The organism is Flavobacterium sp. W22_SRS_FP1 (genome assembly GCF_052113685.1).
In the GTDB taxonomy this organism is placed as follows: domain Bacteria; phylum Bacteroidota; class Bacteroidia; order Flavobacteriales; family Flavobacteriaceae; genus Flavobacterium.
The window spans coordinates 106,217-130,846 of the sequence record NZ_JBGQOE010000004.1; the positions used below are offsets into that span (position 1 = coordinate 106,217).

Here is a 24,630-nt window from a genome sequence, read left to right on the forward strand (position 1 = left end):
ATCAAAAAACCCCTTCCTTAAATTTGATGGCTATCTTGAAAAAAATGAGCCTTCTAGATCCGGATCATATTTTTGATGATGCGGATCTAGAAGGCTACAAATAATAAGATACTCCTAAGCGTATACTATTCTATGCTAATTGTTTTATTATCTACTCCAAGACCAATTATTTTTAGTGATTTCCATTGCTTAGGCAAAAGGCCTTTATTATACTTCAATCCCATATCCGTTTGTTCCACTCCACCAAAACCATAGATGACAGCTTGAAGCATGGCTCCAGCTCCTGTAGCAAAATATGGATTATTACTGTTAGCTGACTCAGAAAAAACACCAAAAGGGGGACGGCTGTTAGGCATATACGATTTTACAAAATAACTATAGGCTTTCTCTTTATCACCTAAGCGGGCATATAGAACAGATAGTACTCCAGATGCCATAGCTGGTCCATCCTTCGGGTCAATCTTAGCTGCATAATACTCCAAATCTTTTTCGATCTGTTTTTTATCTGTTATTACATTCAAAGGATATGCTAATAAGTTCACATCCGCTTGTTTTATTATTTGGCCATTATATCCTTTATAATTTTGAGTTATTCCATTTTTAACATGTATGACTAAATTATCTGATACGACTGCCCACCGAGGATCAATTGGCTCTCCAAGAATTGTAGCCGCTTTAATTGTATTCTTTAAAGATTCAATAGCTGATGCATTTGTAAACGCATTATCATCTACATGCTGGGCATATTCATCTGCTCCAACAACATTTAAGATAGAATAACTATTGTCCTTATTTTTAACTACTCTACTCACCCAAAAATCCGCTGTCTCCTTCAAAACATTCCATTCTTTTTTTAACCACGCTTTATCTTGTGTGTAAGCATAGTAATTCCAAAAAGCGATAGAAACATCTGCAGTGATATGTTGCTCAAAAATTCCAGTTAAAGCCCAAGTAGGTGTCGCTTCTTCTCCAGTGTCGTCAGATTCCCAAGGAAACATAGCCCCTTTATAACCATAGACAGTTGCCTTTTGCTTGGCTTTCTGCAAACGATCAGAACGATAATCCAAACATGATTTTGCCATATCAGGTTGCAAAGCTAAAAGCGTTGGGTACATCCAAAGTTCAGAGTCCCAAAAAATATGTCCGTTGTATCCCTGAGATGACAAGCCCATAGGAGCAATGCTCTGTCTGGTTTCAGGACGTATAAAAGAATACAAATTATACAAAGCAAATCGTACGCGTTGCTGCGCATCTAAATCTCCCTCGATTTGAATATCTCCTGTTTTCCACAATTCGGCCCAAGCCTTTTTATGCTTGTCTAATAATTTATCTATTCCTTCCTGTAATGCATAAATAGGTTGTCTTTCGGATTCGTTTAACGGATCGGTGAAATCCTTAGTGGTACAAATACCGCCTGCGATGGCAAACCTATATTTTTTTCCCTTGAGTAGTTTTTTAGAAAAGCCAACTTCATTTCCCGTTTGCTTCAAAGTTTCGCTTTCCCCATCAAATAAAAATGTCGTTGAAGCAGCAACGGTATGTTTCCCAAATAATGTTTTTGCCGTAGTACCAAAAACTGGCATCAAATACTGATTATCTTTGAGCACTCTAAATTGACTTTTGACATCCTTTAATTCATCTGGAACGACCATATAATTATTCGCAATTATTTCAATATCTTTCTTAGGAGTAATTTCTACAATCGCCATGGCTGAATATGGAATAGCTCTATTAGCTAAAATGGTATAATCTACAGCAACCAAATCTTTAAACGTAAACGAGGTAGTACTTGTACCCTCCTTCATAGAAATCACTTGATTCCAGTTATCAATATTATCCGACTTTATTTCTTCATTGTTTATTGATAGATGAAGGTTCAAAAATTCAATTCCTCTGACGATTCTGCTAATTCCATTTTCAGGACTACCTTCATAAACTCCATTAAGGATTATCTCCTTAGTTTTTAACGGCGTATCATCCGTCACAATTCCTATTTGGCCATTTGCCATTGCAACTCCATAATAATTTTCTCTCGAGTTAGCAGATAAATGCCATTCATCTGATTTCGCTTGCCCAAAAATAACGGGACTAACTAAAATCATCAATAAAAAACTTTTTACATTTGAAATCATAGTATTTTGCTATTTAAATAAGTTTCAAACTTATGTAAAATATTACATAACGCCTCTTGTTTTAATCAAAATCAAAATCGATAACGTTTTCGTTTTTTCGAAAACGTTATCGATTTTTTCAAATACAATTAATTCAAAATGAATCTTAATTTTATCTGAAAAAAATTAAAACCTTAATTTAATGTATAAAAGATTATTTTTTGGCACTTTACTACTCGCATTAACACTGCACTCTTGTATTGATACATCAGAAAAAACAGCAATAGTGATCAATTCTAATCAAGAAATAGTAGTTGACTCCTCAAAAATTCACAGTGAGCCTTTTCGTCCCCAATTTCATTTTACACCAGAAAAAAAATGGATGAATGATCCAAATGGGATGGTTTATCATAAAGGAGTCTATCATTTATTTTACCAGTATTATCCAGATGATATCGTATGGGGACCTATGCATTGGGGACACGCCACTAGTACTGATTTGATTCATTGGAACTACAAAAAAATAGCATTATTCCCAGACGCAATTGGACTGATATTTTCAGGGAGTGCAGTTATTGATTTAAAAAATACTTCTGGTTTAGGCACAAAAGAGAATCCTCCTATGATAGCCATTTTTACCTACCATAATATGAAGGGAGAAAAATCTGGTAGAAAAGATTTTCAAACACAAGGACTCGCTTACAGTCTAGATGAAGGCAATACGTGGCTAAAGTACAATGGAAACCCAATAATAAAAAACAGCACACAAAAAGATTTCAGAGATCCAAAAGCATTCTGGAACCCAGAAACGAATCTATGGAATTTAGTTTTAGTAGCAGGTGACCATGCCGAATTTTTCACATCAAAAAATTTAATTAATTGGCAATTTGAAAGTGAATTTGGGGAAAAATCAGGAGCTCACGGAGGTGTTTGGGAATGTCCTGATATTTTCAAACTAAAAGTAGCCGACTCTAAAGAAGAAAAATGGGTATTGCTCATAAGCATTAACCCCGGCGCCACAAATGGAGGTTCGGGAACTCAATATTTTATTGGAGAATATAACGGTAAAAGTTTTAAAACAGATCAAAAAGACATCAAGTGGATTGATCATGGAACGGATAATTATGCAGGAGTGACCTATAACAATACCCCTGATGATAAGCGTGTTTTTATTGGTTGGATGAGCAACTGGAGTTATGCAAGAGATACTCCAACTAAAAATTGGCGCAGTGCTATGACTCTGCCAAGGGAGCTATCCCTTATAAAAACAAATAATGATTATGTCTTAAAAAGCACTCCTATTGAGCAATTAAAAAACCAATTAAAGCAGGAGTATTCGCATAAAACAATCAAATTACAAGCAGATGAAAAAGTAGAAATTAACTACCCCAACTTCAACCAATCTGAAATTAAATTTATAGCAGAAGCCAAGGATTTAAAGCTCGTTTTCTCAAATAACGCCAAAGATTCATTAGTGATAGAATACGACTCAAAACAAAAAATATTTTCTATAGACAGACGTCATTCTGGAATAGTAAATTTTGAAGAAAGTTTTGGCAAACAAATTCATAATACAGCTGTACCTAATGTAGGTTCGAGTACTATCGATTACCAAATCATCATGGATTGGTCTTCAATCGAAATCTTTTTAGATGGCGGAATATATAGTTTTACTGAGCAAATTTTTCCAAGCACACCATATACTAAACTGACTATCTCATCTACTGAAAATCAAGAAATCAACGCTTTTTCAATCAACTATATAAAAAGCATTTGGGATAAAAATTAAACTGAAAACCAAACCAATAAACCAAAGTCAATGAATAAAGTTAGAAACTGGTCTCTCACCGTAGCGGTGGCAGGATTTTTATTTGGGTTTGACACTGTTGTCATCTCCGGAGCAAACTTACCTATAAAAGAATTATGGAACACAACGCCCTTATTTCATGGCATCTTCATTATGTCTATGGCATTATGGGGAACTGTACTTGGTTCATTACTGGGAGGAATACCTTGTGACAAATGGGGCCGTCAAAAAACTTTATTCTGGATTGGAATATTATTTTTAGTATCGGCTATTGGTTCGGCATTGGCACCGAATCCCTACTTTTTTTCCTTTTTCAGATTTATAGGTGGTATTGGTGTAGGAGCGTCTTCAGTAGCCGCACCGATCTATATATCCGAAATTTCTACCCCAGAAAACAGAGGTAAACTGGGGACTTTATTTCAGTTTAATATCGTTTTCGGTATTTTAATTGCCTTCTTTTCTAATTATTTACTTGAAGGTTTTGGAGGGGCTAACGACTGGCGTTGGATGATCGGGATTGTTGCTTTACCTGCATTAGTTTACAGCATAATTATCACTCAAATACCAGATAGCCCTAGGTGGTTAATTCTAAACAAAAGAGACGATGTAACCGCAATGAAAGTGCTAGAAATGATTTACAGTAAAGATGATGCTTTGGACAATTTTTACGAAATAAAAAACGACCTTATTGAAGATTCTACTTTTAAAGAAACAGTATTCTCATACAGATATAAATTACCCCTAATTCTTGCTTTTTTAATTGCCTTTTTCAATCAGCTATCTGGTATTAATTTTATATTATATTATGCCCCTGAAATATTAGAAATGGCAGGATTAGGATCTAAAGAATCGCTAATGAATTCCATTTTAATTGGGGTTACAAATCTAATTTTTACTCTGGCTGGTATGAAGTTAATTGATGTTTTGGGAAGAAGGCAGCTGATGGTAATAGGGTCAATTGGTTATATTTTAAGTTTAGGGATGGTTGCCTTAGCCTTTCTTAATAATCTAGGACCAGACGTATTAATGGTCTCTATTCTTGTGTTTATTGCTTCTCATGCCATCGGTCAAGGAGCGGTTATTTGGGTTTTTATTTCCGAAATATTCCCAAATAACGTTAGAGCAAATGGACAATCATTTGGAACAGGAATACATTGGATCTTTGCAGCTTTGATAACTTTGGCAGGACCTGTGGTAATCGATTTATTCAAAGTAAATCCGTGGCCCATATTTGCCTTCCTTGCTTTTATGATGGTATTACAATTCATCTTTGTCTTATTTATGATGCCAGAAACCAAAGGCTTGTCCCTTGAAGAACTAGAACATAAAATGCTAAACAATGGAAAGTAATTCTCAAAAAGTAAACGTTGTCTGTTTTGGAGAAGTATTGTATGATGTATTTCCAACTCACAAGAAAATTGGGGGAGCACCATTAAATGTAGCTTTACGTCTTTCATCACTAGGCATTGACACCCAAATAATAAGTCGTATTGGAAATGATGAAATTGGTAAAGAGCTACTTTCTTTCATAAACAAAAATAAAGTAAGCACCGCTAATATTCAAGTCGACCCCACTCACAAAACCGGTGAAGTAGTTGTTCAACTTGACGATAAAGGATCGGCATCTTACACTATTAATTATCCAGTAGCTTGGGATAAAATAGAATGCAATCTAGAAATAGAAAATCTAGTAAAAAAAGCAGCTGCCTTTATTTACGGTAGTCTTGTTTGCAGAGACGAAACTTCCTTTAAAACTTTGGTGAAATTATTAGGCTGCGCAAAGTACAAAGTGTTTGATGCGAACCTTCGCTCTCCTTTTTACAAGAAAGAAGTGCTTACTAATTTGATGATGCAGTCAGATTTCATAAAATTTAATGACGAAGAATTATACGAAATAAGCAAATTTCTTAATTCACCTTATCATTCTTTAAAGCAAAACATCCTTTATATAGCCGAGTTAACAAATACAAACCGTATCTGCGTCACATTGGGGAGCCACGGTGCAGTTTTATATTATGACGGTACGTTTTATTATAATAGTGGTTACGAAGTCAAGGTAATAGACACTGTTGGATCTGGAGATTCTTTTTTGGCAGGTTTAATTAGTAAACTATTAACCCAAAATGACCCTCAAATAGCTATTGATTTCGCATGTGCTTTAGGAGCACTTGTGGCAGAAAAAGAGGGCGCAAACCCACAAATATTAAATGCTGATATTATTAGATTTATGAATCCGATATAGATTTTTTTGAATACCGCCCTATTTATATACTAACACAATTCTCTTTAAGCATGCCTATAAACACTCAAATCAATAAAAATTTAATAATCCCCGTTAAAGATTCAAAATGGTGGAAGGAAGCTGTTGTTTACCAAATATACCCAAGAAGTTTTAAGGATAGTAACGGCGACGGTGTGGGAGATCTTAAAGGTATTATATCCAAGCTCGATTATGTGCAAAATCTAGGGATAGATGCTGTATGGCTGAATCCCATTTACGCTTCTCCAAATGACGACAATGGATATGACATTAGTAATTATCGGGAAATAATGCCCGATTTTGGGACTATGGAAGATTTTGATCTTTTACTGCAGGAACTGCATAAACGAGGAATTAAATTAATTATGGACTTAGTAGTCAACCATAGTAGTGATGAACATGAATGGTTCCTACAATCCAAAAGCTCGAGAGACAACCCGTATCGGGATTATTACCATTGGTGGCCAGCCGAAAAAGGAAAACCGAACTACAGATGGAGCTGGTTTGACGTAAACAGTGATGCCTGGAAGTATGACCTAACGACAGACTCCTACTATTTACATTATTTTTCCGAAAAACAGCCAGATTTGAACTGGGAAAATCCAAGGCTAAGAAATGATGTTTATGAGATAATGAAGTTCTGGCTTGATAAAGGAATCGATGGATTTAGAATGGATGCTTTTCAATTTATTTCAAAAGACACTAGTTTTCCGGAATTGCCTAAAGAAATAGTAGACAAGCCTGCAGAAATCATAAAGTATTACGGCAATGGTCCTCGACTACATGAGTATATTCAAGAAATGAATAGGGAAGTTTTAAGTAAATACGATATGATGACTGTAGCTGAAGGAGCTGGGAGTTCCCCTATTGAGGCTATGAAATTTGTTGATCCAGACCGAAAAGAATTAGACATCGCTTATCATTTTGAAAGTGTAGAAATAGGAAGGCATCTCACTGACTTTGGTCTTGTAAAATACAAAGAAATATTTTCAAGCTATGACACTGAGTTTAAAGACAAGGGATGGCTGGCTATTTTTCTTGCTAATCATGATCAGCCCAGAATGGTAAGCAAGTTTGGGAATGATTCTAATGAATTTCGAGAAATTTCATCTAAAATGCTTTCCACTTTTGTATTGACTATGAGAGGGACGTCCTTTTATTATCAAGGGGATGAGTTAGGGATGGTAAATCCGAGATTTAACTCGATTGACGAATATCGAGATTTAGAAACTCGTAATAAATATATTAATCTAAAAAATAAAGGAGGAGATTTGGAATCCTTTTTGGAAGCCCAAAAGCAAACAGCAAGGGATAATAGCAGAACCCCCTTTCAATGGGATACAACTTCAAACTCCGGATTTACTTCAGGAAAACCATGGTTAAAAGCAAATCCGAACTTCGAAGTTATAAATGCTGAAGCGCAAGAAATTAACCCGAAATCAGTATTAAATTATTTTCGAAAACTAATTCAATTACGCAAACAAAATCCCGTTCTTGTTTATGGCAAGTATAGCTTGTTAGACAGAGAAAACCCAAACGTTTACAGCTATACTAGGGAATTAAACGGCAAGAAACTATTGATATTATTGAACTTTACAGATAAAATCGCTGACTATAATTTAAATCTCAATTTAGGAAACCTTGAAATAATATTGAATAATTATAACGACTACAAAAAACTTAAAAATAGTCTACTAAGACCATATGAAGCAATGATAATTGAGCTAAATTAATTTCCTGAGAAATACTTGAGGCCTATTTCATCATAATTGAAGATCGAATTTTAAACATAACTGTTTCTTTAGAATAATTACAATGAATAAAATTGTACGTTTGTTTTGAAGAATCAGTTTTTATATGTTCTAAATCCAGTGGTCCATAAATGAAAGAAGTAACGCTAAAACAAATTGCAAGCCAATTAGGAGTATCTATAACTACAGTTTCAAAGGCGCTAAAAAACTACCCTGATGTTAGCGAAAAAACTAAAAAAAAAATTATCGATTTAGCTAATAAACTAAATTACACCCCTAACAGCTTTGCTGTAAACCTAAGAACAAGGCAATCGAAAACTATTGGACTGATCATACCAACTGTGGACTATAATTTTTTTTCAAAAGTATTTGAGGGAGTACTGGCGGAGGCTCAAAAAAGGGATTTTCTTGTCATCCTTTTGCGCTCTAATGAAAAATTAGATGTTGAAAAAAAACAAATCGAACTTTTAATTAATAAAAGAGTAGATGGAATTCTCATGTCACTTTCAAACGAAACTGGAGAGTTTGAACACATTAAAAACATAATAAATAACAAAACACCGCTTGTTCTTTTTGACAAAATAGCGAAATTGATTAACTGTTCTAAAGTCGTAATCAATGACAGAAAAGCTGCTTATGACGCAGTACATTATCTTATAAAAAAAGGACACAAAAAGATTGCACACTTTCGAGGATCATTGATGCCTCAAAATTCTATTGACCGCTTTCTCGGGTATAAAAAAGCACTTGAAGATAATAATATTATGTATGATTCTTCTTTAGTATACTTCTGCGATAACAATACCGATTTCGAAGATGGGTACAAAAATGCGCAACAAGCTGTAGCTGAACATCCTGATTTAGATGCTATTTTTGCCATAACAGATTTAGTGGCTATTGGCATAGTCAAGTATTTAAATGATGTGAACATCGAAATCCCTAAAAAAATTGCCGTTTTTGGGTTTTGCAACTCGTTTATGTCTCAAGTAATTAGTCCTAAACTAACTACAATCGATCAACCTGGATACGAAATAGGAAAAAAAGCAGCTTCCATCTTATTTGATGAAATAGAACTTAAAAAGAACAACGAGCCCATTTGTTATCAGTCAATAGAATTAGAAACAAGTATAATAGAAAGAGGATCTGCTTAATAGCTGATAATTGGTAAATTAATATAATCTACATTTAAAAAATTAGGGATATTAAGTCTTTTATATTTTTAAGAATTAACTATCTTACTGTAACGCGAAAAAATCACAAAGTTTTAAGCTATCACGAATATATTTGTTTAATTTAAAGGAAATCTTGAATTAAAATCTATACCTTGGTACTAAATAAATTAGGTGATAAAGTAACATTTTTAGTGTAATCCAAAAGTAGACAAGGTTTCACACAATCGACTAATTAAATAAAGAGATACTTTATACCTTCAAACTATCAGAAATTTATTTCATGAAAGACATCACTCTTAAAGAAATTGCCGCCAAATTAGGCATTTCGATAACAACAGTTTCTAAAGCGTTAAAGAACTATCCCGATGTTAGCGAAAAAACCAAGAAAGCTGTTATTGAACTTGCACAAGAATTACATTATACCCCTAATAGTTTTGCAGTCAACCTAAGAACTAGGGAGTCAAAAACTATCGGCTTGATCGTGCCCGAAGTAGTCCACCACTTTTTTTCCAATGTTATCAATGCCATTATTGATGAAGCAGAAAAAAACGAGTATTTAGTTATTATTCTACAGTCTAACGAAACCTTAGCACTAGAGAAAAAACAAGTGGAACTACTTATAAATAAAAGAGTAGACGGAATACTGATGTCACTTTCGAACGAGTCAAATAACGACGATCACATAAGGGCAATAATTAACCGAAAAATACCCTTTGTAATGTTTGATAAAATATCAAAACTTTCTAGATGTTCTAAAGTAATTATTGATGATCAAAAAGCAGCTTTTAGCGCAGTTCAGCATTTAATTGATAATGGGTGCCGAAAAATAGCTCATATTAGAGGTCCATTAAATCCTCAGAATGCCATTGATCGTTTTATTGGATATAAAAAAGCATTAGAAAAGAACAATATACCTTTTGACTCAAAACTAGTGTACGCATGTGAAAGCGTTACTTTTCAGGAAGGAATCGATTTTGCAAAACAAATTTTAAGTGAGCATCCCGATGTGGACGGCGTATTTGCAATTACAGATTTAGTTGCTGCTGGCGTCCTCACCTATTTTAATGATAACAAAGTGAAAGTTCCTCAACAAGTGGCGGTAATAGGTTTTAGTAACTGGTTCATATCGCAAGTGCTTACTCCAAAATTAAGTACTGTTGACCAGCCAAGTCATTCAATGGGCATAGAAGCTTTTAATTTACTGTTAGAAGAAATGAATTGCCATAAAGTGGGTAAAGCATTTATCCCTAGAACTATTGAGTTAGAAACAACACTAATAACGAGAGAGTCATCTATAAAAATATAGTGGATAAATTTGTAAATAAAACATTTAAAATTCCTACTATCTCATTAACCTCTATTTTAAAAACTCAATGTTTCGTTTGAGTCCTTGAAACTTTGTTCTTTTTATAGGGGAGCTTTTAAATACTGCCTTAAAGGTTTCCTCAGTAATTTCATCCCAATCTCTTTTAGACATTGATAGTAAATCAGGATTCGTATTAAACAAAGGTTCATTATGTGCTTTTGAAAACTTATTCCACGGACATACGTCTTGACAGATATCACAACCAAATGCCCAATCCTCAAATTTACCTTTCATCTCTGAAGGTATATTCTCATTAAGCTCAATTGTAAAATAAGAAATGCACTTGCTTCCATCTACAACATAAGGGGCGACAATCGCATCTGTGGGACAGGCATCCAGACACGCTGTACAACTGCCGCAATGGTCAGTTGTTGCGTTATCATAATCCAAATCCAAATCTATTATCAGTTCAGCAATGAAATAAAATGAACCTACCTTCTGCGTAAGCAAATTACTGTTTTTACCAATCCAACCCAAACCACTTTTAGCAGCCCAAGCTTTATCTAAAACCGGAGCGGAATCAACAAAAGCTCGACCTGAAACCTCACCAATATTCGATTGGATAGAAAAAAGTAGTTCTTTTAACTTCTCCTTAATAACAGAATGGTAGTCTTGTCCATAGGCATACTTTGAAATTTTATAAGAATCCGGATTCTGAAATTGTTCCGGATAGTAATTTAACAAAAGAGAAACGACGGTTTTGGCGTCGTCGACAAGTAAAGTTGGGTCCAATCGCTTGTCAAAATTCTTCTCCATATAAGACATTTTGCCATGACTATTGTTATTTAGCCAATTCTCCAGTCTTGGCGCTTCCTTTTCTAAAAACCCAGCCTTAGCAATGCCACAGGATAGAAACCCGAGACGCATCGCCTCGGACTTTATAAATTGTGTATGATCGGTTTTAGTGATAATTCTGTTATTAAAGGTTTGACAATAATCCCTATCTATTGAGAGAAAATAAAATTGATAGGCACACTGTTGCTTACTTCAAAGCAGAATTTTTACTAACCTCGATTTCTCTAAAAGTTTGAAGTACCTAGCTAAAACAAACGCTAGGACTAAAATAAGCCACCTTGTACATTTGTTTTAATCCTACCAAGATGCTTATACGCCTTGTCTGTTACTTCTCTACCTCTTGGCGTTCTCATTATAAAACCCTCCTGAATTAAGAAAGGCTCATACACTTCTTCAACAGTTTCGCTGCTTTCAGAAACCGCAGTTGCCAAAGTAGATAATCCGACGGGACCGCCCTTAAATTTATCGATAATCGTGGTCAGTATTTTGTTATCCATTTCATCCAAACCATGTGCATCCACATTCAAAGCTTTCAAAGCATATCTTGCTATTTCAATATCAATAGTACCGTTTCCTTTTATTTGTGCAAAATCACGTACACGACGTAACAACGCATTACCGATACGGGGTGTTCCTCTACTTCTTCCCGCAATTTCGATAGCAGCTTCCATAGAAATTGGCATTTTTAAAATAGACGCACTTCGTTCCACTATTGTCGTCAATAGCTCAGCTGTGTAATATTGTAATCTAGACGAGATCCCAAAACGGGCTCTCATTGGAGCTGTTAGCAGACCTGAACGTGTTGTTGCTCCTATTAACGTAAATGGATTAAGATTGATCTGTACGGTGCGCGCATTAGGCCCAGATTCAATCATGATGTCGATCTTGAAATCTTCCATTGCTGAATAAAGGTACTCTTCAACAATCGGGCTTAAACGATGAATCTCATCTATAAATAAAACGTCTCTGTCCTCAAGATTGGTTAATAGACCCGCCAAATCGCCAGGCTTATCTAACACTGGTCCCGATGTAATTTTAATACCCACTTGCAACTCATTAGCCAATATATTGGCCAAAGTAGTTTTACCTAGACCTGGAGGGCCATGAAAAAGGGTATGATCTAAAGCTTCGTTCCTTTGGTTAGCCGCTTGAACAAAAACCTTCAGATTTTCTAAAATCTGATCTTGCCCCGCAAAATCATCAAATGATAAGGGTCTTAATTTTTTCTCAAGATCTAATTCTTCCGAATTATACCCGTTGGCTGTTGGATCTAAATTTTCATTCATGTAGCAAAGATATGACAAACTTATAAGTAAAAAAAAATGCCTTTCAAATTGAAAGGCATTTTAAATATTTCTAAATCTAGTGATGTAAAACCTCTTCACCAGGTTTCATTGGTACATTTTGAGGAACAAAATCTTCATCATGTCCAGGCTTACTATAATCGTAAGGCCACCTATGAACTTCTGGAAGTTCACCTGGCCAGTTACCATGCACGTGTTCTACAGGAGTTGTCCATTCAAGCGTATTAGACTTCCAAGGATTCTGTACTGATTTTTTACCGTAGAATATACTACTGAAAAAATTATATAAAAACACCAATTGAAAAGCTCCTCCAACTAAGGCAAACAACGTTATCAAAACGTTTACATTTTGTAAGTCGTCAAATAATGGAAAGTTAGTGTTCGTATAATAACGTCTTGGTAAACCTGCTAAACCAATAAAGTGCATTGGAAAAAACACTCCGTAAGCACAAACAGCAGTTACCCAAAAGTGAACATATCCCATATTCTTATTTAACATTCTACCAAACATTTTAGGGAACCAATGATATATACCAGCAAACATACCGTAAAGAGCAGAAATACCCATTACTAAGTGAAAGTGAGCAACAACGAAATAAGTGTCATGCACATTTATATCTAGCGTACTGTCTCCTAAAATAATACCTGTTAAACCTCCAGTAATAAAAGTTGAAACTAATCCTATAGAAAACAACATCGCTGGATTTAATTGTAAGTTACCTTTCCAGAGAGTAGTAATATAATTAAAGGCTTTTACAGCAGATGGAATTGCAATCAACAAAGTAGTAAAAGTAAACACTGAACCTAGGAATGGATTCATTCCTGAAACGAACATGTGATGTCCCCAAACTATAGTTGATAAGAAACCAATGGCTATAATAGACATGATCATAGCTCTATAACCAAAAATAGGTTTACGAGAGTTTGTAGCTATAACTTCAGAAGTAATTCCTAACGCAGGAAGTAATACTATATAGACCTCAGGATGTCCTAAAAACCAAAATAAATGTTCAAACAATACTGGAGAACCACCTTGATAATGTAAAACTTCACCTGCTAAATAAATGTCTGATAAGAAAAAGGAAGTGCCAAAACTTCTGTCAAAAATCAACAACAAAGCTGCTGATAAAAGAACAGGGAATGAAACAACACCAATAATAGCAGTTACGAAAAAAGCCCATACCGTAAGCGGCATTCTTGTCATTGACATTCCTTTAGTTCTTAAATTAATCACAGTAACGATATAATTCAACGAACCCATCAATGACGATGAAATAAATATAGCCATAGATATTAACCATAAAGTCATTCCCAAACCTGATCCACCAATCGCTTTGGGCAAAGCACTTAATGGCGGATATATAGTCCAACCTGAATTCGCAGGTCCCGCTTCAGCAAACAAAGATGCGATCATTATTACACTTGACAAAAAGAAAAGCCAATATGATATCATATTCATAAAACCAGAAGCCATATCTCTCGCACCTAGTTGAAGTGGTATCAACAAGTTACTAAAAGTACCACTTAAAGCAGCTGTTAAAACGAAGAACACCATGATTGTTCCGTGAATAGTAACCAAGGATAAGTAAATATCATTAGCCATTACGCCATTTGGAGCCCATTTATCACCCAATAAAACATTAAATATTTTGAAGGACTGCTCAGGCCATGCCAACTGCATTCTAAAAAGCATAGACATCCCTACACCAATAATTCCCATTATAATACCCGTAATTAGGTATTGTTTTGCAATCATCTTGTGGTCAAGACTAAAAATATATTTAGTGATGAATGTATCTTTATGATGATGTTCGTGTTCGTGTCCGTTATCGTGAACTTCTGCTGACATATATGTTTACTTTAAATTTTCTTAATAATTAATTCACAGCCATTTTCGAAACAGCCATAGTATCTTTTGATTTCAAAGAATCCGCACTATCTATTACTCCTTCAGCTTCAGGAGCATATGCTTCATTCACTTGTTGTGCTAGTTTCACTTGCTCTGAACACCATTTTTTGTAATCTTCAGGAGTATCTACTATAATTTTCATTTGCATATTATAATGAGAAGCACCGCATATTTTATTACAAAGAAGTAAAAAATCAAACGCATATGGATCAAGTCCAGCTTCACCCTTTGCAACTAAATCAAAACTTTTCTTAGAGCGTATCGCATTTATATTAGCTACTTTTTCAATCATATAAGGTAACTGTCTATATTCTGCAGTAGTATAAATTGGTTCGAAAGCAAATTCGGTCACCATACCTGGAACACAGTTCATTTGCGCTCTAAAATATGGCATGTACGCAGAGTGCAGAACATCTTGAGATCTCATTTTGAAATGAATCTTTTTACCTTTTGGAATATGTAACTCCTTAACAACAATGTCATCTTGAGCATAAGGATCAGCCATATCTACACCAACTGTATTAATACCTTGAATGTATCTTACGTTCGCCTTACCAAGAACATTATCTTCTCCAGCAACTCTAGCTGTCCAATAAAACTGCTGCGCATAAAGCTCAACAACGATTGTATCCTCATCATCATCAATAAACATAATGTTTGTCCATGCATACAAACCATATAGTATTAAACCTGCCAACACAACTGCAGGAATAAAACTCCAAATTGCCTCTAGCTTATTATTATCAGAGAAATACAATGCCTTTTGACCTTTTTTACCTCTATATTTAAAAGTAAAATAGTACAATAAAACTTGCGTAAATGCCTGAACTATAAAAATAAGCACCCAAGTAATATTCATCAAATTATCAACCTGCGCACCATGAGCTGAGGCCGGAGTATGGAGAACGAGAGGCCCCCATGTATATAAACCATAAATTGTAAAAATATAGATAAAGGCTAAAAAGCCAAACATTAAATATCCTTGTACATTATTATCTTTATCGGAAGCTACTTGAGAGCTATCCGGATCAGTCCCTACCTGAGTAAGATCAAATATTTTAGTCAATTGCCATAAAGCAACAGCTAATAAAACTAAAACTATAATTACCAACAAACTTGTCATCTGTTTACTTCTTTAAATATTAATAATGAAAATGTTTACTCTCCTCTATGAAAGGATTTCTTTTTGGCAAAAGAGGTACTTTAGATAAGGCTGTAAAAACAGTATATATAAATAATCCTAAAAAGAAAAGAACTGACGCAATTTCTGAAACCCCAATAAACCATCTGTCTCCTACTGTACCTGGCATAATCATATTAAAGAAATCAATATAATGTCCAGCTAATATTACTATACCTGCCATAACAAGTATCCACGAGATTCTTTTAAAATCTGTATTTATTAGTATCAATATTGGAAAAAGGAAATTCATAACAACAGCACCAAAAAACGGAAGATTATACAATTCAATTCTTGTAATAAAATAAGTAATCTCTTCTGGAATATTTGCATACCAAACTAACATAAACTGCGAGAACCAAAGGTACGTCCAGAAAACACTAAATCCGAACATAAATTTAGCTAAATCATGAATATGACTGGTGTTAACATGTTCTAAGTAGCCTTTTGATTTTAAGTACAAAGTCACCATACATATAGTAGTAATACCACTTACAAAAAAGCTCGCAAATACATACCAGCCAAATAGTGTGCTGAACCAGTGTGGATCAATCGACAGAATCCAGTCCCACGACATGATAGATTCAGTAACGATGAAGAAAACCAAGAAACCCGCTGAAATGTTGAAATTCTTTTTGTAAAAACTATCATCTTTAGATTCGTCTTGCGCCAAACAGTTCTTAGCTGAATAATACCTGTAAACGTTCCATCCAATTAAAAATATCCCAGCTCTAACAATCCAAAAAGGAAAGTTTAAATATCCAGCTTTGCCAGCAATAAGTTTATCATGAGCAACTACTTCAGGATCCAACCAAATAAAGATATGATTAAAATGCAACCCACAAAGTACCAATATGATGAAAAATATAACAGAACCCCATGGTAGATAAGCTGTAATTCCTTGCATTACTCTAAACAATACTGGGGACCAACCTGCTGATGCAACTTGCTGAATAGCATAAAAAGCTAACACTCCCATTGTAACAAGCATGAAGAAAATACAAGCAACGTACAAGGCAGCCCATGGCTTATTCTGTAGTTGATGTAGCACATGAGTTAAATGCTCATTGTGTTTCGAAGCATCTTTTACTTCACTATGATTTTCTGCAACTGCGTGACTTTCGCCAGCAGTGTCAGAAACCTCATGCTTTACTTCAGCATGGGTTCCATGGGTTTCTTCAGAAGCGAGTATGTTTTCAACTTCGTGAATATCTTTTGGTGCAGTCCAAAAACCATAACCTATACCTAATAGACCTATGGCCATTAAGATTACAGAGAAAGTTTTTAATTTACTTGAAAATGTATACATATCTTTAACGATCAATTTGTTGGACAATTATAATTGGCTTTTAAGTTTCATCACGTAGTCAGCAACTAACCAACGCTCATGTGCGTCTATCTGATTAGCATGAGATCCCATAGAGTTTAAACCATAAGTTACTACATGAAAGACATTACCCTCGGTTATTGGTCTGTCTTTATAACTAGGAACACCTAAAAACTTTTCTCTTTCAACTAAAACACCTTTACCGTTTCCAGCTGAACCATGACAACTAATGCAATAAATTTCATAAAGCTCTTTTCCTTTACCTGAATTTCTATCCAACGAATCTAAAGGCGACTTAAGATTTGCTTTAGCTAGCTCATAACCTTCCGTAGTATTTTCATACTCGTAAACCTCAAAGCCTCTTTTTATAGTTCCGGCGGCAGGAAGCTGACCTTCTTTACCATTTTTAAAAGCGTTAGACTCTGAATACGTTTCATAGCCTATTGACTTGTACATGTTAGGAAAGTACTGATAGTTCGGTGCTAAATTATTTTGACATGACGCTACTAAAATAGTTATGCCAAATAATAGTGTTATTTTATATACCCTTTTCATATCTAAATTAATGCTTTTCTATTACTTTAACTTCTACAGCTCCCGTAGTATTCAAAAAAGAAACTAATTCTTCTTCATTATCGTTAACGGATACCTCCATAAGGAAGTGATCATCTGTTGTTCTAACATCAGGATTCTCCGCTTGCTTAAACGGCCACAATTTACTTCTCATGTAAAAAGTTACCACCATTAAATGCGCCGCAAAAAATACAGTCAATTCAAACATAATTGGCACAAATGCCGGCATATTTTCAATATAGCTAAAACTTGGTTTACCACCAATATCTTGCGGCCAATCTTGAATCATGATAAAATTCATCATCCAAGTAGCTACTGATATGCCTACACAACCGTATAAAAATGCACAAATCGCAAGTCTAGTAGGCGCAAGACCCATCGCTTTATCCAAACCGTGTACAGGAAATGGTGAAAAAACTTCTTCAATATGATGATGAGCTGCTCTGGTTTTTTTAACCGCATCCATCAATATATCATCGTCATTATAAATGGCGTAAATTACTTTATTACTCATGATGTAAATCTTTATTAGCTGCTCTTTCTCTAATGTAATTATCTCCAGTTGCTTTTAATATTGTTTTAACCTCTGCTTGAGCTATCACCGGAAAAGTTCTAGCATACAATAAAAACAAAACAAAGAAGAATCCTATTGTTCCTATGAAAATTCCAATGTCAACAAATGTTGGCGAAAACATTGTCCATGAAGATGGCAAATAATCTCTATGTAATGAAGTTACAATAATTACGAATCTTTCAAACCACATCCCAATGTTTACAACAATGGACATTATGAAAGAAAACATAATACTTGTTCTTAATTTCTTAAACCACATAAACTGAGGTGAAAATACATTACAAGTCATCATTGACCAATATGCCCACCAGTAAGGACCTGTAGCTCTATTTAAAAAAGCGTATTGTTCATATTCAACTCCTGAATACCAAGCCATAAAAAGCTCTGTAATATAAGCAACACCAACTATAGATCCTGTAATCATGATTACAATATTCATCAATTCGATATGCTGTATAGTGATATAAGCTTCTAGATTAGATACTTTTCTCATTATAATAAGCAATGTGTTTACCATAGCAAATCCTGAAAAAACCGCACCTGCAACAAAGTATGGAGGAAATATGGTAGTATGCCATCCAGGTATTACTGACGTAGCAAAGTCCATCGATACAATAGTATGTACAGAAAGTACAAGTGGAGTAGCTAATCCTGCAAGTACCAAAGATACTTCTTCAAAACGTTGCCAGTCTTTTGCTCTACCGCTCCATCCAAAACTAAGTATAGAATAAACTCTCTTATTGAAAGGGGTTATCGCTCTATCTCTTAGCATTGCAAAATCAGGTAACAAACCAGTCCACCAGAATACTAATGATACTGACAAGTAAGTAGAAATTGCAAATACATCCCAAAGTAGAGGTGAGTTAAAATTCACCCATAAGGATCCAAATTGATTTGGTATCGGAAGTACCCAGTACGCTAACCATGGACGACCCATGTGTATGATTGGGAATAAACCAGCTTGGATAACTGAGAATATTGTCATTGCTTCTGCAGAACGGTTAATCGCCATTCTCCATCGTTGACGGAATAATAACAATACTGCCGAAATCAAAGTACCCGCATGACCAATACCAACCCACCAAACGAAGTTTGTGATATCCCATGCCCAACCAACTGTTTTATTTAATCCCCATGTTCCAATTCCTGTAGATACAGTGTATATTATACAGCTTACTCCCCATAGGAAGGCAGCTAGTGCGATTGAAAATACAATCCACCAATGTTTGTTTGCTTTACCTTCCACAGGCGCAGCTACATCTACTGTTACGTCGTGATAATTTTTATCACCTATAACTAAAGGTTTTCTAATGGGTGCTTCGTAGTGAGACGACATAATCCTTTATCTTGTTTCTTATTAATAATTTATTGTACTAGGTATTTCTAACTTTAACGTGATAAATCACATTTGGTTTTGTTCCAACATGTTCCAAAAGATGATACATTCTCTCATCCTCGGCTAGTTTAGTGATTTCAGATTCTTTATCGTTAACATCTCCAAATTTCATTGCACCGTTAGAACAAGCGTTTGAACATGCAGTTTGAAATTCTCCATCGACAACAACTCTTCCTTCTCTTTTTGCATTTAAAATTGTCGCTTGTGTCATTTGAATACACATAGAACATTTCTCCATAACTCCACGTGAACGAACATTAACATCTGGATTTAAAACCATACGTCCTAAATCATCATTCATATGATAATCGAATTCACTGTTTTCGTTATACAAGAACCAGTTAAAACGACGTACTTTATAAGGACAATTGTTTGCACAATAACGAGTACCAACGCATCTATTATAAGCCATATGATTTTGACCTTGACGACTATGAGAAGTAGCAGCAACTGGACAAACTGTCTCACATGGTGCGTGATTACAATGTTGACACATTACAGGTTGAAAAGAAACTTGAGGATTATCTCCTGCCTTTTCCATTTCACTAAAAGTAGACAACGAATCAGACAAACCAGCTATATTATCTTTTCTTTCATTATCCCCTTCAAACGTATCTTCGGAAGAATAATATCTATCTATACGCAACCAGTGCATATCACGACTTCTCCTGATTTCTGCTTTACCTACAACAGGAACATTGTTTTCAGCATGACAGGCAATTACACAAGCACCACAACCGGTACAAGCATTTAAATCAATAGAAAGATTGAAGTGATGTCCTATTGAACGATCAAATGAATCCCATAAATCTACTGAAGTAGCTTTTACTTCTTCATGGTTCAAAGATACCATTGGAACTTCATTCCAAACTTCAGCATCTTTAGTATTAAATATCTCCAAAGTAGTTTCTTTGATAATATCTCCTCTACCCATCAATGTTTTTTGACCTTGAACACAAGAAAACTCATGCTCTCCGTCTGCCTTAACGAATGTCACAGGCTGTACATTGTTAAAACCTTTATATAAAGGATAGGCGTTTAAACCTACCTGCATTTCTTCTTTTAAAGCAGCTTTACGACCGTAACCTAAAGCTAAACCAATTGTTCCAACAGCTTGACCCGGCTGAACAATAACTGGGACATTCTCTAATTTCAAACCATCAGCAGTCGTAATAGAAGCATAACTTCCATTCAAACCACCATTTGCAACGATCTCATTAGACAATCCTAATTGTTTAGCATCAGCATTCGAAACGGTAACATAGTTATCCCAAGACACTCTGGTAATAGGGTCTGGAAACTCTTGTAACCAAGGGTTATTAGCTTGTTGTCCGTCACCCATACCTGTTTTAGTATACAATACTAGTTCAAAACCATCAGCAGCTTTCGATTGCGCTAAGGCATTAGCAGCAGAACTATAATCAGCTGAAGCAGCAGATAGCGGTTGAGAAACTCCAACATTAACACCATCATGAACTATTTTATTCCAAGTCGCACCAGATATAAACGCTGATGAACTTGCTTTTAGATAATCGTAATAATCACCAGACATTCCATTCAATGACATTAAAACATCTTGAAGTTGTTTTGTATCGAATAAAGGACGTATCGTTGGTTGAGTTAAGCTATAAGTACCTTTAGTAAGGCTTAAATCACCCCAAGCTTCTAAATAATGAGGGACAGGAGCCGCAATGGTACTTACCAAAGCAGTTTCGTCTTCCTTTAAAGTTAAAGAAACAGAAGTTTTAACTTTCTTGAGCCCATCAACAAACAATGTTGAATCTGCCAAAGTATAAACTGGATTGACACCACTCATTATCAAAGTATGCACGCTTCCCGCATTCATATCTTTAATTAACTGAGATACTTTTTCATTTGAACCTTTTCTTATTTGCCTTGACCCAGAAGTAGTGAAAGATTTACTAGCTAAAAACTGGTTGATAGCCAAAACTAATAATTGAGCATTTTTATCTTGAATACCAGAAACTAAAAGTCCCTCTGATCCAGCGGCCTTCAATTGCTGTCCGGCTTTTGTTACTTCCGCTTTAAACTTAGCATCTAAATTTACGGAAACAGATGCGCCAGTTACAATATTGTATATGTGTACTAAAGCTTGCTTTTGATTTGCAGTTGACATAGCCAAACGCTTATCAGCAGCAGCACCAGAGAGAGTCATGTTCGCTTCTAATTGAATGTGACGTGACATTTTTCCGTTTTTAGGAACTCTACCTTGGGTATAACCTGAATCGTATCCACCACCTTGCCAATCTCCAAGAAAATCAGCACCGACAGAAACAATAAGAGAAGCTTTAGAAAAATCATAGTCTACTAAGGCTCTTTCACCGTATACAATCTCAAATGCATCTAATGCTTCAGATGAAGAAACCGCATCATAAACCACGTGCTTCGCACTTGGATTTAAGGCAATAAACTCGGCTATCAACTTTTCAGTTGACGGACTCGCTAACGTATTGGTTAATAAGACAACCTGACCTGCATCAGCTTTAGCATCGACAAGACTTGCTTTAATTTTTGCATCTACAGCAGACCATGTTGAAGTTTGACCCCCAACTTTCGGTTGTTTCAAACGCATATTATCATATAACGATAATATAGAAGCATGAACTCTGGCATTAGCAGCAAATTTAGCACCAGCGATAGTATTATTATCTATTTTAATAGGACGCCCTTCACGTGTCTTAACAAGTAAGTTTGCGAAATCAAAACCGTCAAATACGGAAGTCGCATAATAATCTGCTACTCCGGGGATGATTTGTTCTGGTTGCAATACGTATGGTATCGACTTGTTCACAGGACCTTCGCAAGCCGCAAGCGTAGCTGCTGCAGTACTGAATCCAACGTACTTTAAAAAATCACGACGTGATGTTGAAGAAGTTGACAGTGCGTCACTATTTCCTAAAAACTCTTCAGTAGGAATTGCTTCAACAAATTCGTTATTTCTAAGCGCCTCAACAACAGAACCATTTTCAAGTTCTTCAACACTTTTCCAGTATTTTTTGTTTGATGACATTGTATATAAATATTAAAATCTTAATGATTTGATTAATAGTGGCATTTTCCGCATTCCAAACCACCCATTTGAGCAGCAGTCAACTTGTCTACACCGTATTTTTTAGAAAGCTCATCATGAATTTTTGTATAATATTCATTCCCTTTCATTTTAACTTCAGTCTTTCTGTGACAATTAATACACCAACCCATTGTTAATGGAGCGAATTGTTTCTGAATTTCATAAGTCTCAACAGGACCATGACAAGTCTGACATTCTATTCCAGCAACAGTAACGTGCTGCGAGTGATTAAAATAAACAAAATCAGGCAAATTATGGATGCGAACCCACTTAACCGGCTCTGTTTTTCCAGTGTAAGACTGTGTAGTTTTATCCCAACCTACGGCAGTATACAGTTTTTGAATTTGCTCATCATAGAAGGCCTTACTGTATTCAGGGGTAGCTGTTGATTCAGCTACTTCCGCAATATTCTTATGACAGTTCATACAAACATTTAACGAAGGAATCCCCGAATGTTTACTTACTCTAGCTGAAGAGTGACAGTACTTACAATTGATCTCATTATCGCCAGCGTGGATTCTATGAGAATAATGAATTGGTTGAATCGGCTCGTAATTTTGATCTACGCCTATTTGCATTAAAAAGCCATAGACAAAATAAGCACCAGCTAACAATAAAAATATTGAAGTTACAAGAACTAAAAATTGATTTTTAGCAAACGCTTTCCAGATAGGTGTCGTAGGAGCCTGTGGAGCAACTTCTATTCCATTTACTTTAGCCACTTTTCTAAGAACACTATTCACTAAGAACAACATCACCACCAACACAGTCATAACAAGAGCAAGAGCACCCAAGATTATATTATTAGAAACACCTCCTTCTTGAGCAGCACCAGCAACAGCAGTGCCAGCTACAGGAACAGGAGCTTCCGCTTTTGGTTCTGAAGTGTAAGCAATAATATCATCAATATCTGTTTCTGACAACGCAGGAAAAGCGGTCATTACAGCTTTATTGTTTTCTTCATACACCTTTACCGCTGCAGCATCTCCAGACTTAATTAAAGCAGAACTATTATGAATCCACTTATAAAGCCAAGGCATATCATGCTTTGAAGCGATACCTCTTAACATAGGTCCTGTTGCCTTAGCATCTAGTTTGTGACACGCAGCACAATTTGAGTTAAAAAGCTCTTTACCCTTTATTGGGTCACCACCTTGCGTGGCTACTGGAACTTCAGCTGCTGCTGCTGCCGGAGTAGCAACTTGCGCAATTGAAGTTAAGGAAAACGTCAGCATTAAAGCTAAACTGAAAAGCATTTTCCTTGAGGTCGAATTATGGTTACCCACCTTTTTCATAACTAATAATGATTATCTACTAAAAATTGTCACAGCTCTTTCCATAAACGCTTATGTAAAAAACTGATCCGCTATTTTAAACTTCGACAAAAATACGACTTAAGAACTATTCACAAAACCCTAAAATAATCTTAATTTCAATTTATATTTGTTCTAAATAGTAATTAATTTTTCGATTCTCTCATTAAGTACTATTTTTGCCTAAAAACCATCACTTTATGAGAATTTCACCAACAAATATAGTCCTTTCCTACTCCTTTGCATTATGTATTATAAGCGCTAATTCTAGTGCTCAGGATCGAAATGTCAACATCACACAAGACCCAAAGTTTGAACAATTGTTGAACGAAAAAAGAAAAATTAACCCCTCAATAGCTGTAAATGAGCGCTATAAAATACAGGTGATTAGTGGAGACGCAGAGAAAGCAAAAAAGGAACTAATTGACTGCAAGGAACTTTTCGCAAACCTTGACGGAACAATCGTATTCAACACCCCAAATTACAAAGTATGGATTGGAAACTTCAAAAACCGCATCGAAGCGGAACGAAATCTGATTGAAATCAAGAAAATATATGAAAATGCTCTTTTAATAAAACCACAGAAATAATTTGCCATGAATTATTTTGTTAAAAAAGTTAAAGTAAAAAATCAGTCCGCATTAAAGTGCATTTTTTTACACTAACCGTGTAGCGGACCCTCCTATTTACTATGTAATTTA

At 35.3% G+C, this 24,630-nt stretch carries 18 protein-coding genes; 7 read left to right on the plus strand and 11 right to left on the minus strand.

Annotated features, from left to right (window positions below):
- Nucleotides 1-125: 125 nt before the first annotated feature.
- Nucleotides 126-2,132 (minus strand): glycosyl hydrolase family 95 catalytic domain-containing protein, encoded by a 2,007-nt coding sequence (locus tag ACEN2H_RS03945; protein WP_441730609.1) that lies wholly within the window; start codon nucleotides 2,130-2,132, stop codon nucleotides 126-128.
- Between the two features lie 181 nt (nucleotides 2,133-2,313).
- On the opposite strand from ACEN2H_RS03945, the gene ACEN2H_RS03950 reads away from it, so the two are divergent.
- The 6 genes from ACEN2H_RS03950 to ACEN2H_RS03975 all read left to right on the plus strand — a co-directional run bounded on the left by ACEN2H_RS03950 (nucleotide 2,314) and on the right by ACEN2H_RS03975 (nucleotide 10,407).
- Nucleotides 2,314-3,900 (plus strand): glycoside hydrolase family 32 protein, encoded by a 1,587-nt coding sequence (locus tag ACEN2H_RS03950; protein WP_441730611.1) that lies wholly within the window; start codon nucleotides 2,314-2,316, stop codon nucleotides 3,898-3,900.
- 30 nt (nucleotides 3,901-3,930) lie between these two features.
- The gene (locus ACEN2H_RS03955; RefSeq protein WP_441730613.1) at nucleotides 3,931-5,268 is read left to right on the plus strand and encodes a sugar porter family MFS transporter; all 1,338 of its coding nucleotides are present in this window, start codon (nucleotides 3,931-3,933) and stop codon (nucleotides 5,266-5,268) included.
- Nucleotides 5,258-6,160, plus strand: a complete 903-nt coding sequence (locus ACEN2H_RS03960; protein WP_441730615.1) for a carbohydrate kinase family protein — start codon at nucleotides 5,258-5,260, stop codon at nucleotides 6,158-6,160. Before ACEN2H_RS03955 ends, ACEN2H_RS03960 begins: the two co-directional genes overlap by 11 nt.
- A gap of 50 nt (nucleotides 6,161-6,210) precedes the next feature.
- A complete protein-coding gene (locus tag ACEN2H_RS03965; RefSeq protein ID WP_441730617.1) occupies nucleotides 6,211-7,911 on the plus strand; it encodes a glycoside hydrolase family 13 protein in 1,701 nt (566 codons plus the stop codon).
- 149 nt (nucleotides 7,912-8,060) lie between these two features.
- The gene (locus ACEN2H_RS03970; protein WP_441730619.1) at nucleotides 8,061-9,080 is read left to right on the plus strand and encodes a LacI family DNA-binding transcriptional regulator; all 1,020 of its coding nucleotides are present in this window, start codon (nucleotides 8,061-8,063) and stop codon (nucleotides 9,078-9,080) included.
- Nucleotides 9,081-9,381: 301 nt separating this feature from the next.
- Nucleotides 9,382-10,407, plus strand: coding sequence for a LacI family DNA-binding transcriptional regulator (locus ACEN2H_RS03975; protein ID WP_441730621.1), 1,026 nt, complete (start codon nucleotides 9,382-9,384; stop codon nucleotides 10,405-10,407).
- A gap of 51 nt (nucleotides 10,408-10,458) precedes the next feature.
- Here the strand turns inward: ACEN2H_RS03975 and queG are convergent, their stop codons facing one another.
- The 10 genes from queG to ACEN2H_RS04025 all read right to left on the minus strand — a co-directional run bounded on the left by queG (nucleotide 10,459) and on the right by ACEN2H_RS04025 (nucleotide 23,911).
- Nucleotides 10,459-11,379 (minus strand): tRNA epoxyqueuosine(34) reductase QueG, encoded by a 921-nt coding sequence (gene queG, locus ACEN2H_RS03980; RefSeq protein WP_441730737.1) that lies wholly within the window; start codon nucleotides 11,377-11,379, stop codon nucleotides 10,459-10,461.
- A gap of 146 nt (nucleotides 11,380-11,525) precedes the next feature.
- On the minus strand, nucleotides 11,526-12,548 hold the full coding sequence (gene ruvB, locus ACEN2H_RS03985; protein ID WP_441730622.1) for a Holliday junction branch migration DNA helicase RuvB: 1,023 nt from the start codon (nucleotides 12,546-12,548) through the stop codon (nucleotides 11,526-11,528).
- A gap of 76 nt (nucleotides 12,549-12,624) precedes the next feature.
- A complete protein-coding gene (locus tag ACEN2H_RS03990; RefSeq protein ID WP_441730624.1) occupies nucleotides 12,625-14,415 on the minus strand; it encodes a cytochrome c oxidase subunit I in 1,791 nt (596 codons plus the stop codon).
- Nucleotides 14,416-14,443: 28 nt separating this feature from the next.
- Complete coding sequence (locus tag ACEN2H_RS03995; RefSeq protein ID WP_441730626.1) at nucleotides 14,444-15,598, minus strand: cytochrome c oxidase subunit II; 1,155 nt, start codon at nucleotides 15,596-15,598, stop codon at nucleotides 14,444-14,446.
- A 19-nt stretch (nucleotides 15,599-15,617) separates the two neighbouring features.
- Complete coding sequence (locus ACEN2H_RS04000; protein WP_441730628.1) at nucleotides 15,618-16,964, minus strand: quinol:cytochrome C oxidoreductase; 1,347 nt, start codon at nucleotides 16,962-16,964, stop codon at nucleotides 15,618-15,620.
- A gap of 27 nt (nucleotides 16,965-16,991) precedes the next feature.
- Nucleotides 16,992-17,537 carry a c-type cytochrome gene (locus ACEN2H_RS04005; RefSeq protein WP_441730629.1) on the minus strand — a complete coding sequence of 182 codons (546 nt, stop codon included), beginning with the start codon at nucleotides 17,535-17,537 and terminating at the stop codon, nucleotides 16,992-16,994.
- 7 nt (nucleotides 17,538-17,544) lie between these two features.
- Nucleotides 17,545-18,069 carry a DUF3341 domain-containing protein gene (locus tag ACEN2H_RS04010; RefSeq protein ID WP_441730631.1) on the minus strand — a complete coding sequence of 175 codons (525 nt, stop codon included), beginning with the start codon at nucleotides 18,067-18,069 and terminating at the stop codon, nucleotides 17,545-17,547.
- Entirely contained in the window at nucleotides 18,062-19,465 is a 1,404-nt protein-coding gene (gene nrfD, locus ACEN2H_RS04015; protein ID WP_441730632.1) for an NrfD/PsrC family molybdoenzyme membrane anchor subunit, read from the minus strand. Before nrfD ends, ACEN2H_RS04010 begins: the two co-directional genes overlap by 8 nt.
- Before the next feature lie 37 nt (nucleotides 19,466-19,502).
- A complete protein-coding gene (locus tag ACEN2H_RS04020) occupies nucleotides 19,503-22,556 on the minus strand; it encodes a TAT-variant-translocated molybdopterin oxidoreductase (protein ID WP_441730634.1) in 3,054 nt (1,017 codons plus the stop codon).
- A gap of 32 nt (nucleotides 22,557-22,588) precedes the next feature.
- Nucleotides 22,589-23,911 carry a c-type cytochrome gene (locus ACEN2H_RS04025; protein ID WP_441730636.1) on the minus strand — a complete coding sequence of 441 codons (1,323 nt, stop codon included), beginning with the start codon at nucleotides 23,909-23,911 and terminating at the stop codon, nucleotides 22,589-22,591.
- A gap of 218 nt (nucleotides 23,912-24,129) precedes the next feature.
- Here ACEN2H_RS04025 and ACEN2H_RS04030 point away from each other — a divergent pair, with 218 nt between their 5' ends.
- A complete protein-coding gene (locus tag ACEN2H_RS04030) occupies nucleotides 24,130-24,519 on the plus strand; it encodes an SPOR domain-containing protein (RefSeq protein WP_441730638.1) in 390 nt (129 codons plus the stop codon).
- The last annotated feature ends 111 nt before the right edge of the window (nucleotides 24,520-24,630 follow it).